General features: G+C 66.0%; 12 protein-coding genes and 1 pseudogene. 10 read left to right on the top strand and 3 right to left on the bottom strand.

Annotated features, from left to right (window positions below; translation table 11 throughout):
- Positions 1–98: 98 nt before the first annotated feature.
- The 5 genes from carA (at position 99) to AC3WQR_RS03345 (ending at position 6,377) form a co-directional block, all read left to right on the top strand.
- Positions 99–1,283: a glutamine-hydrolyzing carbamoyl-phosphate synthase small subunit gene (gene carA / locus AC3WQR_RS03365; protein ID WP_062471578.1), complete on the top strand. Its 1,185-nt coding sequence runs from the start codon at positions 99–101 to the stop codon at positions 1,281–1,283.
- Complete coding sequence (gene carB / locus AC3WQR_RS03360) at positions 1,276–4,524, top strand: carbamoyl-phosphate synthase large subunit (RefSeq protein ID WP_095745193.1); 3,249 nt, start codon at positions 1,276–1,278, stop codon at positions 4,522–4,524. The genes carA and carB overlap by 8 nt, the downstream gene beginning before the upstream one ends.
- Positions 4,525–4,536: 12 nt before the next feature.
- On the top strand, positions 4,537–5,406 hold the full coding sequence (kdoO, locus tag AC3WQR_RS03355; protein WP_095947722.1) for a Kdo hydroxylase KdoO: 870 nt from the start codon (positions 4,537–4,539) through the stop codon (positions 5,404–5,406).
- A gap of 66 nt (positions 5,407–5,472) precedes the next feature.
- Complete coding sequence (gene greA / locus AC3WQR_RS03350) at positions 5,473–5,949, top strand: transcription elongation factor GreA (RefSeq protein ID WP_056518766.1); 477 nt, start codon at positions 5,473–5,475, stop codon at positions 5,947–5,949.
- 5 nt (positions 5,950–5,954) lie between these two features.
- Positions 5,955–6,377, top strand: coding sequence for a DUF4149 domain-containing protein (locus AC3WQR_RS03345; RefSeq protein ID WP_447743848.1), 423 nt, complete (start codon positions 5,955–5,957; stop codon positions 6,375–6,377).
- Between the two features lie 36 nt (positions 6,378–6,413).
- Here AC3WQR_RS03345 and AC3WQR_RS03340 read toward each other — a convergent pair whose 3' ends face one another.
- On the bottom strand, positions 6,414–7,133 hold the full coding sequence (locus AC3WQR_RS03340) for a glycosyltransferase (RefSeq protein WP_167395020.1): 720 nt from the start codon (positions 7,131–7,133) through the stop codon (positions 6,414–6,416).
- Between the two features lie 41 nt (positions 7,134–7,174).
- Entirely contained in the window at positions 7,175–7,654 is a 480-nt protein-coding gene (locus tag AC3WQR_RS03335) for a YhbY family RNA-binding protein (RefSeq protein ID WP_062471564.1), read from the bottom strand.
- 33 nt (positions 7,655–7,687) lie between these two features.
- On the opposite strand from AC3WQR_RS03335, the gene AC3WQR_RS03330 reads away from it, so the two are divergent.
- The 5 genes and pseudogenes from AC3WQR_RS03330 to AC3WQR_RS03310 all read left to right on the top strand — a co-directional run bounded on the left by AC3WQR_RS03330 (position 7,688) and on the right by AC3WQR_RS03310 (position 13,181).
- Positions 7,688–8,356, top strand: a complete 669-nt coding sequence (locus AC3WQR_RS03330; protein ID WP_159277090.1) for an RlmE family RNA methyltransferase — start codon at positions 7,688–7,690, stop codon at positions 8,354–8,356.
- Between the two features lie 166 nt (positions 8,357–8,522).
- Entirely contained in the window at positions 8,523–10,439 is a 1,917-nt protein-coding gene (gene ftsH, locus AC3WQR_RS03325; protein WP_062471558.1) for an ATP-dependent zinc metalloprotease FtsH, read from the top strand.
- A gap of 115 nt (positions 10,440–10,554) precedes the next feature.
- Entirely contained in the window at positions 10,555–11,367 is an 813-nt protein-coding gene (gene folP, locus AC3WQR_RS03320) for a dihydropteroate synthase (RefSeq protein ID WP_159277089.1), read from the top strand.
- Positions 11,364–12,701 (top strand): phosphoglucosamine mutase, encoded by a 1,338-nt coding sequence (gene glmM, locus AC3WQR_RS03315; protein WP_492741151.1) that lies wholly within the window; start codon positions 11,364–11,366, stop codon positions 12,699–12,701. Before folP ends, glmM begins: the two co-directional genes overlap by 4 nt.
- A pseudogene (locus AC3WQR_RS03310) lies at positions 12,698–13,181 on the top strand (GNAT family N-acetyltransferase). Before glmM ends, AC3WQR_RS03310 begins: the two are co-directional and overlap by 4 nt.
- A 103-nt stretch (positions 13,182–13,284) precedes the next feature.
- Here the strand turns inward: AC3WQR_RS03310 and AC3WQR_RS03305 are convergent.
- Positions 13,285–14,562 carry an acyl-CoA dehydrogenase family protein gene (locus AC3WQR_RS03305; protein ID WP_062471546.1) on the bottom strand — a complete coding sequence of 426 codons (1,278 nt, stop codon included), beginning with the start codon at positions 14,560–14,562 and terminating at the stop codon, positions 13,285–13,287.
- Positions 14,563–14,591 lie beyond the last annotated feature (29 nt).

Here is a 14,591-nt window from a genome sequence, read left to right as displayed (position 1 = left end):
CGTCGCCCGGCCGCCTTCAACGCCAAAATCCCCTTAAGCAGCAGTCCGCAGGCAACGCGCCTGGGGCTCCGGGCGACCGTAACCATCCGGAGAACCCAGTGCTTTTGTCTCTCAAGGGAAGTTTCCCGCCCGCCATCCTGGCGCTCGCAGACGGCACGGTCTTTCTCGGCAACTCGATCGGAGCCGCCGGCTCCACGACCGGTGAAGTGGTGTTCAACACCGCGATGACCGGTTACCAGGAAATCCTCACCGACCCCAGCTACTGCCAGCAGATCGTCACCCTGACGTATCCGCACATCGGCAACTATGGTGTCAACGGCGAGGACATCGAGGCCGACAAGATCCATGCCGCAGGCCTGATCATCAAGGACCTGCCCCTCGTCGCGTCCAACTTCCGCAAGACTGCCACGCTGACCGAGTACCTCGTGTCCGGCAACACGGTGGCCATTGCGAACATCGACACCCGCAAGCTCACGCGCCACCTGCGCACCCACGGCGCCCAGAACGGCTGCATCCTGGGCCTGGCTGCGGGCGAGACCGTGACGCAGGCGCTGATCGACAAGGCCATCGCCGCCGCCAAGGCCGCGCCCAGCATGGCTGGCCTCGACCTGGCCAAGGTGGTGTCGGTCAAGCAGACCTACGAATGGACCGAGACCGAGTGGAAGCTCGGCGCGGGCTACGGCGTGCAGATCACGCCGCAGTTCCACGTGGTTGCGTTCGACTACGGCGTCAAGAAGAACATCCTGCGCATGATCGCGCAGCGCGGCGCGCGCATCACCGTGGTGCCGGCGCAGACGCCCGCGGCCGACGTGCTCAAGCTCAAGCCCGATGGCATCTTCCTGGCCAACGGCCCCGGTGACCCGCAGCCCTGCGACTACGCCATCAGCGCCGTCAAGGAACTGATCGAAACCGGCATTCCCACCTTCGGCATCTGCCTGGGCCACCAGATCATGGCGCTCGCCTCGGGCGCGAAGACCTTCAAGATGAAGTTCGGCCACCACGGCGCGAACCACCCGGTGAAGGACCTGGACAACGGCCGCGTGAGCATCACCAGCCAGAACCACGGCTTCGCGGTCGACGAGAAGTCGCTGCCGGCCAACCTGCGTCCCACCCACATCAGCCTGTTCGACAACACGCTGCAGGGCCTGGCGCGCACCGACAAGCCCGCGTTCTGCTTCCAGGGCCACCCCGAAGCCTCGCCGGGCCCGCACGACATCGGCTACCTGTTCGATCGCTTCACGGCACTCATGGAAAAGCACAAGACGGAGCACAAGAATGCCTAAGCGCACCGACCTCAAATCGATCCTCATCATCGGCGCCGGCCCGATCATCATCGGCCAGGCCTGCGAGTTCGACTACTCCGGCGTGCAAGCCTGCAAGGCGCTGCGCGAAGAGGGCTACAAGGTCATCCTGATCAACAGCAACCCCGCGACGATCATGACCGATCCGGCCACGGCCGACGTCACCTACATCGAGCCCATCACCTGGCAGACGGTTGAAAAAATCATCGCCAAGGAACGTCCCGACGCGATCCTGCCGACCATGGGCGGCCAGACCGCGCTGAACTGCGCGCTCGACCTGTGGCGCAACGGCGTGCTCGACAAGTACACCGGTACGGCCACGAACCGCCCGATCGAGCTGATCGGCGCCACGCCCGAAGCCATCGACAAGGCCGAGGACCGCCTGAAGTTCAAGGACGCGATGACCAAGATCGGCCTGGGCTCGGCGCGTTCGGGCATCGCCCACACGCTCGACGAGGCGTGGGCCGTGCAGAAGACGGTCGGCTTCCCGGTCGTCATCCGCCCCAGCTTCACGCTGGGCGGCACCGGCGGCGGCATCGCCTACAACCCGGAAGAGTTCGAGACCATCTGCAAGCGCGGCATCGAAGCCTCGCCCACCAACGAGCTGCTGATCGAAGAGTCGCTGCTCGGCTGGAAAGAGTACGAGATGGAAGTCGTGCGCGACAAGGCCGACAACTGCATCATCGTCTGCTCGATCGAAAACCTCGACCCGATGGGCGTGCACACCGGCGACTCGATCACCGTGGCCCCCGCGCAGACGCTGTCCGACAAGGAATACCAGATCCTGCGCAACGCCTCGCTGGCCGTGCTGCGCGAGATCGGCGTCGACACCGGCGGCTCGAACGTGCAGTTCTCAATCAACCCGAAGGACGGCCGCATGGTCGTCATCGAGATGAACCCGCGCGTGTCGCGTTCCTCGGCGCTGGCCTCCAAGGCCACGGGCTTCCCCATCGCCAAGGTCGCCGCCAAGCTGGCCGTGGGCTACACGCTCGACGAGCTGCGCAACGAAATCACCGGCGGTGCCACGCCCGCGTCGTTCGAACCCTCGATCGACTACGTGGTCACCAAGATCCCGCGTTTCGCGTTCGAGAAATTCCCGCAGGCCGACTCGCGTCTCACGACGCAGATGAAGTCGGTGGGCGAGGTGATGGCCATGGGCCGCACCTTCCAGGAATCGTTCCAGAAGGCCCTGCGCGGCCTCGAAGTGGGCGTCGATGGCCTGAACGAGAAGACGCAGGACCGCGAAGTGCTCGAGAAGGAACTGGGCGAGCCCGGTCCCGAGCGCATCTGGTACGTGGGCGACGCCTTCGCCATGGGCCTGAGCGTCGATGAAGTGTTCGCGCTGACCAAGATCGACCCGTGGTTCCTGGTGCAGATCGAAGAGATCGTGAAGATCGAACTCGAGCTGGAAACCAAGTCGCTCGACGACATCGACAAGGACACGCTGCTCGCGCTCAAGAAGAAGGGCTTCTCCGACCGTCGCCTGGCCAAGCAGCTCAAGACCACCGACACGGCCATCCGCGAGAAGCGCCGCGCCCTGGGCGTGCGCCCGGTCTACAAGCGCGTGGACACCTGCGCGGCCGAGTTCGCGACCAACACCGCCTACATGTACTCGACCTACGAGGACGAGTGCGAAGCCGACCCGACCGACAAGAAGAAGATCATGGTGCTCGGCGGCGGTCCCAACCGCATCGGCCAGGGCATCGAGTTCGACTACTGCTGCGTGCATGCCGCGCTCGCCATGCGCGAAGACGGCTACGAGACCATCATGGTCAACTGCAACCCCGAGACCGTGTCGACCGACTACGACACCTCCGACCGCCTGTACTTCGAGCCGCTCACGCTCGAAGACGTGCTCGAGATTGTCGACAAGGAAAAGCCGCTCGGCGTGATCGTGCAGTACGGCGGCCAGACGCCGTTGAAGCTCGCGCTCGACCTCGAAGCCAACGGCGTGCCGATCATCGGCACCTCGCCCGACATGATCGATGCGGCCGAAGACCGTGAGCGCTTCCAGAAGCTGCTGCACGAGCTGGGCCTGCGCCAGCCGCCGAACGCCACCGCGCGCACCGAACCCGAAGCGCTCGAAAAGGCTGCGGCCCTGGGCTACCCGCTGGTGGTGCGCCCGAGCTACGTGCTCGGCGGCCGCGCGATGGAAATCGTGCACGAGCAGCGCGACCTCGAGCGCTACATGCGCGAGGCCGTGAAGGTCAGCAATGACTCGCCGGTGCTGCTCGACCGCTTCCTGAACGACGCCGTCGAGTGCGACGTCGACTGCATCCGCGACGCCGAAGGCGGCACGCTGATCGGCGGCGTGATGGAGCACATCGAACAGGCCGGCGTGCACTCGGGCGACTCCGCCTGCTCGCTGCCGCCCTACAGCCTGAACGCCGACACGGTGGCCGAGCTGAAGCGCCAGAGCGCCGCCATGGCCAAGGCGCTGAACGTGGTCGGCCTGATGAACGTGCAGTTCGCCATCCAGCAGAAGGACGGCAAGGACGTCATCTACGTGCTCGAAGTGAACCCGCGTGCGTCGCGCACCGTGCCTTACGTGAGCAAGGCCACGGGCATCCAGCTGGCCAAGGTGGCGGCACGCTGCATGGCCGGCCAGTCGCTCGCGTCGCAGGGCGTGACCAAGGAAGTGACGCCGCCGTACTTCAGCGTGAAGGAAGCCGTGTTCCCGTTCGTCAAGTTCCCGGGCGTGGACACCATCCTCGGCCCTGAGATGAAGTCGACCGGCGAAGTCATGGGCGTGGGCAAGACCTTCGGCGAAGCCTTCGTGAAGTCGCAGCTGGGCGCGGGTACGCTGTTGCCCAAGTCGGGCAAGGCCTTCATCTCGGTGAAGAACAACGACAAGGCGCGCGCCGTCGAAGTGGCGCGCGGCCTGGCCAAGCTGGGCTTCGAACTGGTCGCCACCAAGGGCACCGCCGCGGCCATCAGCGCCGCCGGCATCGCCTGCGAGACGGTCAACAAGGTGACCGAAGGCCGCCCGCACATCGTGGACATGATCAAGAACAACGAGATTGCCTTGGTCATCAACACGGTGGAAGAGCGCCGCAACGCGATCACCGACTCGCGCCAGATCCGTACCTCGGCACTGCTGGCACGCGTGACGACCTTCACCACGATCTTCGGCGCCGAAGCCGCGGTCGAAGGCATGGGCTTCATGGACGAGCTGGGCGTGATCTCGGTGCAGGAGATGCACGCGCAGCTGGCCGCCGCCTGACCGGGCACCGCCATGGAAACGCAGCTGGTCGAACTGGACCTCGCGGACTGGAACGCGGCCACGCCCAACGAGGCGTGGATCGCGGAACTGGAAGCCGGCAAGGTGCTGTACTTTCCGCGGCTGGGCTTCGAGCTACTGCCTGAAGAGCGCAGCCTGCTGACGCCCAGCCTGCTGTCGCCCGACGTGCGCAACATCAGCCTCGATGCCCACGGCAAGCTCAAGGGTGCCGTAGGCGACGAGGCGGTGCAGCGCGCCGCGGCGGCGATGGTGAAGCGTTTTCGCACGCAGGCGCAGCAGCTCATCCATGGCCTGCTGCCGCACTACACGCCGGCCCTGCGCCTGGCACCGACCAGTTACCGGCCGGCCCAGGTCGAGACGCGCGTGCAGTCGTGGCGCGCCGACGACCGGCGCCTGCACGTCGATGCGTTCCCGTCACGTCCCAACTACGGCGAGCGCATCCTGCGCGTGTTCACCAACGTCAATCCCGACGGCGCACCGCGCGTGTGGCGGGTGGGCGAGCCTTTCGAGGACATCGCCAAACGCTTCCTGCCGCGGGCCAAGCCCTATGCGCGCTGGCAGGCCAAGCTGCTGCAGGCGCTGCACGTCACCAAGTCGTTCCGCAGCGAGTACGACCACCTGATGCTGCAGCTGCACGACGGCATGAAGTCGGACATGGCGTACCAGGAAAACTCGCCCCAGGAAACGGCGAAATTCCCGCCGGGTTCGGTGTGGGTGTGCTTCTCGGACCAGACCTCGCACGCCGTGATGGCGGGCCAGTACATGCTCGAGCAGACCCTTCATCTGGCCGCATCGAAGCAATACAATCCCGAATCGAGCCCGCTCGCCATCCTGAGCCGGCTGACCGGACGCACACTCGTCTGATCAATTCCCTCAATCGACCGCCGAACGGCAGCGTTCGGCGGTTTCGCTTTATGGAGAACCAACAACATGGCCACCATTCCGATCACCAAGCGCGGCGCTGAAAAACTGCGCGCCGAACTGCACCAGCTCAAGACGGTCGACCGTCCCTGGGTCATCAACGCCATTTCCGAGGCACGCGCCCAGGGTGACCTGAGCGAAAACGCCGAATACGAAGTCGCCAAGGACCGCCAGGGCTTCATCGAAGGCCGCATCCAGGAAGTCGAAGGCAAGCTCTCGGCCGCGCAGATCATCGACCCGAGCGAGCTCGATGCCGGCGGCAAGGTGGTGTTCGGTTCGACCGTCGAGCTCGAGGAAGAAGAGTCGGGCGATGCCGTCAAGTACCAGATCGTGGGCGAAGACGAAGCCGACCTGAAGCTCGGCCTGATCAACATCTCCAGCCCGATCGCACGCGCGCTCATCGGCAAGGAAGAGGGCGACACGGCCGAAGTGCAGGCGCCGGGCGGCCTCAAGCGCTACGAGATCGTGGCGGTTCGCTACCTCTGAGCCGGATGAAAGACCGCGTCGCGCTGATGCTGGCGGCCCTCTGGTGGGGCAGCCTCAGCACCATCGGTTTCCTGGTGGTGCCGATGCTGTTCGCCAGGCTCGGCAACCCGGCGGTGGCCGGCAATTTCGCCGCCCAGCTGTTCGAGGCGCAAAGCTGGATCGCCATCGGCTGCGGGCTGATCCTGCTGATCCATTTCCGCCAGAAGGCCGACGACGGCATGACCGGGCCGGTGTTGACGGCCATCTTCCTGGTGCTGGCGGCGTTGCTGCTGGCGCTGTTGCAGCAGTACGCCGTGGCGCCACGCATCGTGGCGCGCGACAACCTCAAGCTGTGGCATGCCGTGGGCTCGGGCATGTACTTCGTTCAGTGGGCCTGCGCCGGCACGTTGCTGTGGCGCATGGGCGCCGCCGCTCGGGCGCCACGCTGAACCGGGGCGGCGGCGCATCGCCGCCTCCCTCCGGCTTTACTCTTTCCAGTGCTTGGCGACCCAGCTCGCCGGCCGGATGTAGCGGAAGGCGCGGTTGCGCCGTCCCGCCAGCGCATCGGGCGGGTTGCACTCGCCGTGGAACACCATCACGCGGGCGCCTTCGGGCACGAAGGGCTCTTCCCAGTAGTTGGTCGGCCAGGTCGGGATGCCGTGGTACTTGAAGCTCGGGCACCAGGCGGCCGGCCAGTAGGCCAGCTTGCCCTGCTTGTGCAGCACGTCCGACAGGTAGGCCTGCTCGTTGCGGTACTCGGCCTGCACTTTGTCCATGTTGGCGCGAAAGTACGCCAGCACGTCGGCATGGGCGCCCAGCTCGAAGCGGTAGACCGATGAATTGCCCGTGATCCGCTCGCGCCGCCAGGGGCGGGCGTAGTCGTGAATGATCAGGAATTCGCCGGGCTGCTCGAAGAAGGCGTCCAGGCTGCCGACGATCACCACGTCGACGTCCAGGAAGAGGGCGGTGCCGCGCAGGCCGTGCAGGTCCTGCTCGAAGGTCGTGAGCTTCTTCCAGGCGCCGTCACGCTGGCCCGGGGCCAGCTGGAGGTTGAGCGGCGGAATGGGCAGGCACGTCACTTCGGGGCGGATGCCGTTGCCATCGTCGGTCAGGCAGACGAACTTGAAGTCGCCGCTGAGGTGGCGGCGCACCATGGCGTAGAGCCGGTTGACGTACTCGGGGCCGTACTTGGTGCCCCACTTCATGCAGAGGATATGGCGCTGGGCGCCTTGCGCTGCCACCAAGTTCAGTCCGCCTGGTTGCGTTTCTTGGCCGACAGCGGGCGCTTGGCCTTGGCGCGCTTGATGGTGCCGCCAGGGGTGAGGCGCTGGTTGCCGAGCACGCGCAGGGTCTTGATTTCAGGGCGCTGGCCGCCGCGCTTGCTGTACTTGACGATCTTCACGTCGCGCGGGCCGGGCATGCGGTCTTCGTCGATCACACGCTCTTTTTCGGGCTTCGGGCGCCACAGCACGAGCAGCTTGCCGATGTGCTGGATCGGGGCGGCGTCGAGCTCGTCGGCGAGCTCCTGGAGCATGGCGTCACGGGCGAGGCGGTCGTCGGAGAAGACGCGCACCTTGATCAGGCCATGGGCCTTCAGCGCCGCGTCGGCCTCCTTTTTCACGGCAGGGGTGAGCCCGTCTCCACCGACCATGACGATCGGATCCAGGTGGTGAGCTTCGGCGCGGTGCACCTTGCGCTCGGCAGGGGTAAGTTGAATGGCGGGCATCCCCGTATTATCGACGCGTACACGAACACCCTCATGAGCACCAAAGCCAAAAGCAAAAAAGTCAACAAGGCGTGGCTTCACGACCACATCAACGACCCCTACGTGAAGCTCGCGACCAGAGAGGGCTACCGCGCCCGCGCGGCTTACAAGCTCAAGGAAATCGACGAGTCGCTCGGGCTGGTCAAGCCCGGCCAGCTGGTGGTCGACCTCGGCTCGACCCCGGGCGCCTGGAGCCAGTACCTGCGGCGGCGCATGTCGCCGGGCGGGGCGGCGGTCGGCGACCTCAACGGCACCATCATCTCGCTCGACCTGCTGCCGATGGAGCCCATCGAGGGCGTGACCTTCCTGCAGGGCGATTTCCGCGAGGACGCGCTGCTGGCGCAGCTCCTGGCGGTGCTGGACGGCCGCAAGGCCGACCTGGTGGTGTCCGACATGGCGCCCAACCTGTCGGGCATCCATTCGGCCGACGCCGCCCGGGTGGCGCACCTGATCGAGCTGGCCATCGACTTCGCCCAGCACCACATGAAGCCCGAAGGGGCATTGGTGGCCAAGGTCTTCCACGGCAGCGGGTACGACGAATTGGTCAAGATGTTCAAGGCCAATTTCCGCGTCGTGAAGCCGCTCAAGCCCAAGGCATCGCGCGACAAATCGGCCGAGACCTTCCTCATCGGCAGGGGATTGAAGGCATCCGATACGCATTGATACCTTGCCGTGGGGTGCCCTCCAGGGGCGCAAACCCTTGTCAGCCTATGGCTGCTATAGGGAAATGTCCGCTTTTCGCAGCTTGAAAAGCCTAAAATGGGGCGCAATTGCGTACCCTCAGCGCGTATTTCATATTCCCGTCACGCGCTTTCGACTGGAGCTTCGTTTGAACAATCAGTGGTTTTCCAAAGTTGCCGTATGGCTCGTCATTGCCATGGTGTTGTTCACTGTGTTCAAGCAGTTCGACACCCGCGGTGGCGTCGGCTCGGGAACGGTGAGCTATTCCGAGTTTTTGGACCAGGTCCGCAACAACCAGATCAAGAGCGCCATCATTCCTGAAGGCGCCGGTGGCGGCGAGATCGTCGCGGTCACCAACGACGATCGCAAGATCCGCACGACTGCCACGGTCCTCGACCGCGGTCTGGTGGGCGACCTGATCGACCACAACGTCAAGTTCGACGTCAAGCCGCGCGAAGAAGGCTCGCTCCTCATGACCCTGCTGGTCAGCTGGGGCCCGATGCTGCTGCTGATCGGCGTCTGGATCTACTTCATGCGCCAGATGCAGGGCGGCGGCAAGGGCGGGGCGTTCAGCTTCGGCAAGAGCAAGGCCCGCATGATGGACGAGAACAACAACACGGTCACTTTCGCCGACGTCGCAGGTTGCGACGAGGCCAAGGAAGAAGTCCGTGAAGTCGTCGACTTCCTGAAAGACCCGCAACGCTTCCAGAAGCTCGGCGGCCGCATTCCGCGCGGCCTGCTGCTGGTCGGCCCTCCGGGCACCGGCAAGACGCTGCTGGCCAAGTCGATCGCCGGCGAAGCCAAGGTGCCGTTCTTCTCGATCTCGGGTTCCGACTTCGTTGAAATGTTCGTCGGCGTGGGCGCGGCCCGCGTGCGCGACATGTTCGAGAACGCCAAGAAGAACGCGCCCTGCATCATCTTCATCGACGAAATCGATGCCGTGGGTCGCCAGCGCGGCGCCGGCCTCGGCGGCGGCAACGACGAGCGCGAGCAGACCCTCAACCAGATGCTGGTCGAGATGGACGGCTTCGAAACCAACCTCGGCGTGATCGTGGTTGCTGCCACCAACCGCCCGGACATCCTGGACGCCGCACTGCTGCGTCCGGGCCGTTTCGACCGTCAGGTGTACGTCACGCTGCCCGACATCCGCGGCCGCGAGCAGATCCTGGCCGTCCACATGCGCAAGGTCCCGCTGGGCCAGGACGTGAACCCGAGCGTCATCGCCCGCGGCACGCCCGGCATGTCGGGTGCCGACCTGGCCAACCTGTGCAACGAAGCCGCTCTGATGGCCGCCCGCCGCAATGCGCGCGTGGTCGAGATGCAGGACTTCGAGAAGGCCAAGGACAAGATCTTCATGGGCCCCGAGCGCAAGAGCATGGTCATGCCCGAGGAAGAGCGCCGCAACACGGCTTACCACGAGTCCGGCCACGCCCTCATCGGCAAGCTGCTGCCCAAGTGCGACCCGGTCCACAAGGTCACGATCATTCCACGTGGCCGCGCCCTCGGCGTGACCATGAGCCTGCCGTCGCAGGACCGCTACAGCTACGACCGCGAGTACATGCTGAACCAGATCAGCATGCTGTTCGGTGGTCGTATCGCCGAAGAAGTGTTCATGCACCAGATGACCACCGGCGCCAGCAACGACTTCGAGCGCGCGACCTCCATCGCCCGCGACATGGTCACGCGCTACGGCATGACCGATGCGCTGGGCCCGATGGTCTACGCCGAGAACGAAGGCGAAGTGTTCCTGGGCCGCTCGGTCACCAAGACCACGAACATGAGTGAGCAGACCATGGAAAAGGTCGACGGCGAGGTGCGCCGCATCATCGACGAGCAATACGCCCTGGCGCGCCGCCTCATCGAAGAGAACAGCGACAAGATGCACGCCATGGCCAAGGCGCTGCTCGAATGGGAAACCATCGACAGCGAACAGCTCGACGACATCATGGCCGGCCGCGCACCGCGTCCGCCCAAGGACTGGACGCCGCGCATTCCGCCTTCGGGCAGCGGCGGCAGTGGTGGCACGCCGGCCGTCAATCCTGACCCGGCGCCGACCGCCGCTTGAGGTGGGCTTGAAATCAAGCAACAACGGGGCCCCTGGCCCCGTTTTCCATGGTGAGCCAGATGGTGCGGTTTGGCAGACCTCGCGTTTCAGGATTGATCTCGCGCAGCCGCGCGTGATGGGCATCGTCAACGTCACGCCCGATTCCTTCTCCGACGGCGGCGCGCACGCGTCGACCGAGACGGCGCTGAAGCACTGCGAGCAGTTGCTGAAGGACGGCGCCGACATCCTCGACATCGGCGGTGAATCGACCCGCCCCGGCAGCCCCGCCGTGCCGCTCGACGCCGAGCTGGCGCGCGTGCTGCCCGTGGTGCGCGAGGCCGTGAAGCTGAACGTGCCGCTGTCGATCGACACCTACAAGCCCGAGGTGATGCGCGCCGTGCTCGACCTGGGCGCGGACATCGTCAACGACATCTGGGCGCTGCGCCAACCCGGCGCGCGCGAGGCCGTGGCGGCGCACCCGACCTGCGGCATCTGCCTGATGCACATGCACCGCGACCCGCAGACCATGCAGGCGCTGCCGATGCAGGGCGACGTGATTCCCGAGGTGCTGGCTTTCTGGGACGCGCAACTGGCGCCCCTGACGGCGTTGGGCATCGACCCCGCGCGCATCACGCTCGATCCGGGCGTCGGTTTCGGCAAGAGCGTGGCGCAGAACTTCGCGCTCCTCGGTCGACAGCGGGAATTGTTGGCAACCGGTTACCCCTTGTTGCTAGGTTGGTCCCGCAAGTCCTCCATCGGGGCCGTCACCGGCATCGACAATGCATCCGGGCGTACCGTGCCCAGCGTGGCCGCCGCCGTGCTGGCCGTGGACCGAGGTGCGGCGGTCGTTCGGGTGCACGACGTACGCGACACCGTCGCCGCCCTCGCCGTATGGCGTGCCATGCGCGCGGAAGCACCGCAAGAACACCTTCAAAGAGCAACAACATGACCCGTAAGTATTTCGGCACCGACGGCATCCGCGGCACGGTCGGCCAATCGCCCATCACCCCCGATTTCGTGCTGCGCCTCGCACACGCCGTCGGCCGCGTGCTCAAGAAGACCCAGGCCCGTCCCACGGTGCTGATCGGCAAGGACACCCGCATCTCGGGCTACATGCTCGAGTCGGCGCTCGAGTCGGGCTTCAACTCCGCCGGCGTCGACGTGGTGCTGCTCGGCCCGCTGCCCACGCCGGGCGTGGCCTACCTCACGCGCGCCCAGCGTGCCAGCCTGGGCGTGGTGATCAGCGCCAGCCACAACGCCTTTCCCGATAACGGCATCAAGTTCTTCAGCGCGCAGGGCACCAAGCTCGACGACGCCTGGGAGCTGGCTGTCGAGGCGGCGCTCGAGGAAGAACCCGTCTGGGTGGATTCGGCCAACCTGGGCAAGGCCCGCCGCCTCAATGATGCGGACGGCCGCTACATCGAGTTCTGCAAGAGCACCTTCGCCAACGACCTGTCGCTGCGCGGCATGAAGCTGGTGGTCGATGCGGCCCACGGCGCGGCCTACCAGGTGGCGCCGAACGTGTTCCACGAACTGGGCGCGGACGTCACCAGCATCGGCTGCGCGCCCGACGGGCTCAACATCAACAAGGGTTTCGGCGCCACGCACCCCGAGGCGCTGGTCGCCACCGTGACGGCGCAGAAGGCCGACTACGGCATCGCCCTCGATGGCGACGCCGACCGGCTGCAGCTGGTCGATGCCAGCGGCCGCCTGTTCAACGGCGACGAACTGCTGTACCTGATGGTGACCGAACGCGTCGCGCGCGGCGAGAAGCCGGCGGGCGTGGTCGGCACGCTCATGACCAACAAGGCCGTCGAGATGGCCCTGCGCGCACAAGACATCGAGTTCGTGCGCGCCAAGGTCGGCGACCGCTACGTGCTCGAGGAGCTCGACAAGCGCGGCTGGCTGCTCGGCGGCGAAGGCTCCGGCCACCTGCTGGCGCTCGACCGCCACACCACGGGCGACGGCATCGTCAGCGCGCTGCAGGTGCTGCAGGCCTGCGTGCGCAGCGGCAAGACGGTGGCGCAGCTGCTCGAAGGCGTCACGCTGTTCCCGCAGACGCTGATCAACGTGCGCCTCGCGCCCGGCCAGGACTGGAAGAGCAACCAGGCGCTCGCCAGCGAAACCAAGCGCATCGAAGCCGAACTGGGCGATGCGGGCCGCGTGCTGATCCGTGCGAGTGGCACCGAGCCGCTGGTGCGCGTGATGGTCGAGGCGCGCGATCCGAAGCAGTCGCAGTCTTGCGCCGAGCGCCTTGCGGCCACGCTCAAGCCCGCCGCATGACGACGACGGGCCGCATCGAAACCCGCCTGGCCGACTACCGCGATCCGCTGCAGGCTGCGGCCGTGGTCGAGCTGCTCGACAGCTACGCGCGAGACCCCGCCGGCGGTGGCACACCGCTGCCGGCATCCGTGCGCGAAGGCCTGCCTGCTGCGCTCGCCGCGCGTCCGCAGGCGTTCAGCGTGCTGGCCTTCGACGGCGACACGCCCGTGGGTCTCATCAACTGCATCGAAGGTTTTTCGACCTTCGCCTGCCAGCCGCTGGTGAATGTGCACGACGTGGTCGTACCGCGGCCAGCGCGTGGCGCAGCAGATGTTTGCACTGGTGGAGCAGGAAGCCCGCCGGCGCGGCGCCTGCAAGCTCACGCTCGAGGTGCTGTCGGGCAATGCGCCCGCGCTGCACAGCTACGAGCGCGAGGGTTTCGTCAGCTACCAGCTCGATCCGGAATTCGGCCATGCCGTCTTCCTGCAGAAGAAGCTCTGACCGAATGCGGTAAATAAAAATGCCGCCGACGCGCAAGGCGTAGGCGGCATGGTCAGATTAGAAAGAGAAGGGCGCGGCGATCGCGCCCTTTCTTTTTCCCGGATCAGAAGCGCGTGACAGGCGCGTCGGCGGTGGCGCCCGACTTGTCGGCGGCGTACTTGCCCAACTCCCACTTGGCGATCGCGTTGCGGTGCACTTCGTCCGGACCGTCGGCAAAGCGCAGCGTGCGCGCTTGCGCATAGGCCGAGGCCAGCGGGAAGTCGTCGCACATGCCGCCGCCGCCGTGGACCTGCATGGCCCAGTCGATGACCTGGCAGGCCATGGTGGGCGCCACCACCTTGATCATGGCGATCTCGGTGCGCGCGACCTTGTTGCCGGCCACGTCCATCAGCCAGGCGGCTTTCAGCGTGAGCAGGCGGGCCATGTCGATCTTGCAGCGTGCTTCGGCGATGCGTTCCTGCGTGACGGTCTGCGAGGCGACGGTCTTGCCGAAGGCCACGCGCGACGAGGCGCGCTTGCACATCAGCTCGAGCGCGCGCTCGGCCAGGCCGATCAGGCGCATGCAGTGGTGGATGCGTCCGGGGCCAAGGCGGCCCTGTGCGATCTCGAAGCCACGGCCTTCGCCCAGCAGGATGTTGCCGACGGGCACGCGCACGTTCTCGAAGTACATCTCGACGTGGCCGTGCGGCGCGTCGTCATAGCCCATCACGTTCAGCGGGCGCACGATGCGGATGCCCTTGGCGTCGGCCGGCACGATGACCATGCTCTGCTGCGAGTGCTTGGGCGCTTCGGGATCGGTCTTGCCCATGGTGACGAACACGGCGCAGCGCGGATCGGCGGCACCGGAGATCCACCACTTGTGGCCGTTGATGACGTACTCGTCGCCCTGGCGCTCGATGCGCGTGGCGATGTTGGTGGCATCGCTGGAGGCGACGTCGGGTTCGGTCATCGCGAAGGCCGAGCGGATCTGGCCTTCGAGCAGCGGCTTGAGCCAGCGCGCCTTGATCTCTTCCGAGCCGTAGCGGGCGATGGTTTCCATGTTGCCGGTGTCGGGCGCCGAGCAGTTGAAGGCTTCGGAGGCCCATGGCACCCGGCCCATGATCTCGGCCAGCGGGGCGTATTCCTGATTGGTCAGGCCCGCACCCTCATAGCCCGAGGCCGAGGCGCTGTCGACTGGCAGGAACAGGTTCCACAGGCCTTGTGCCTTGGCCTTGGCCTTGAGCTTCTCGACGGTCTGCAGGGCGCTCCAGCGCTTGCCGGCGACCGTGTTTGCGGCCAGTTCGGCGCTGTACTCGGCTTCGGCCGGGTAGATGTGGTCTTCCATGAAGGCGAGAACGCGCTTCTGAAGCTCCTTGGTTTTGGCCGAATATTCGAAATCCATGCTGTCTCCTGGTGGGGTTAAGGGGGAGG

The organism is Variovorax sp. FW305-3-2-15-B-LB1 (assembly GCF_058787635.1).
The sequence above is the reverse complement of the archived record's forward strand: the minus strand, read 5'-3'. Positions and strand labels throughout refer to the sequence as shown.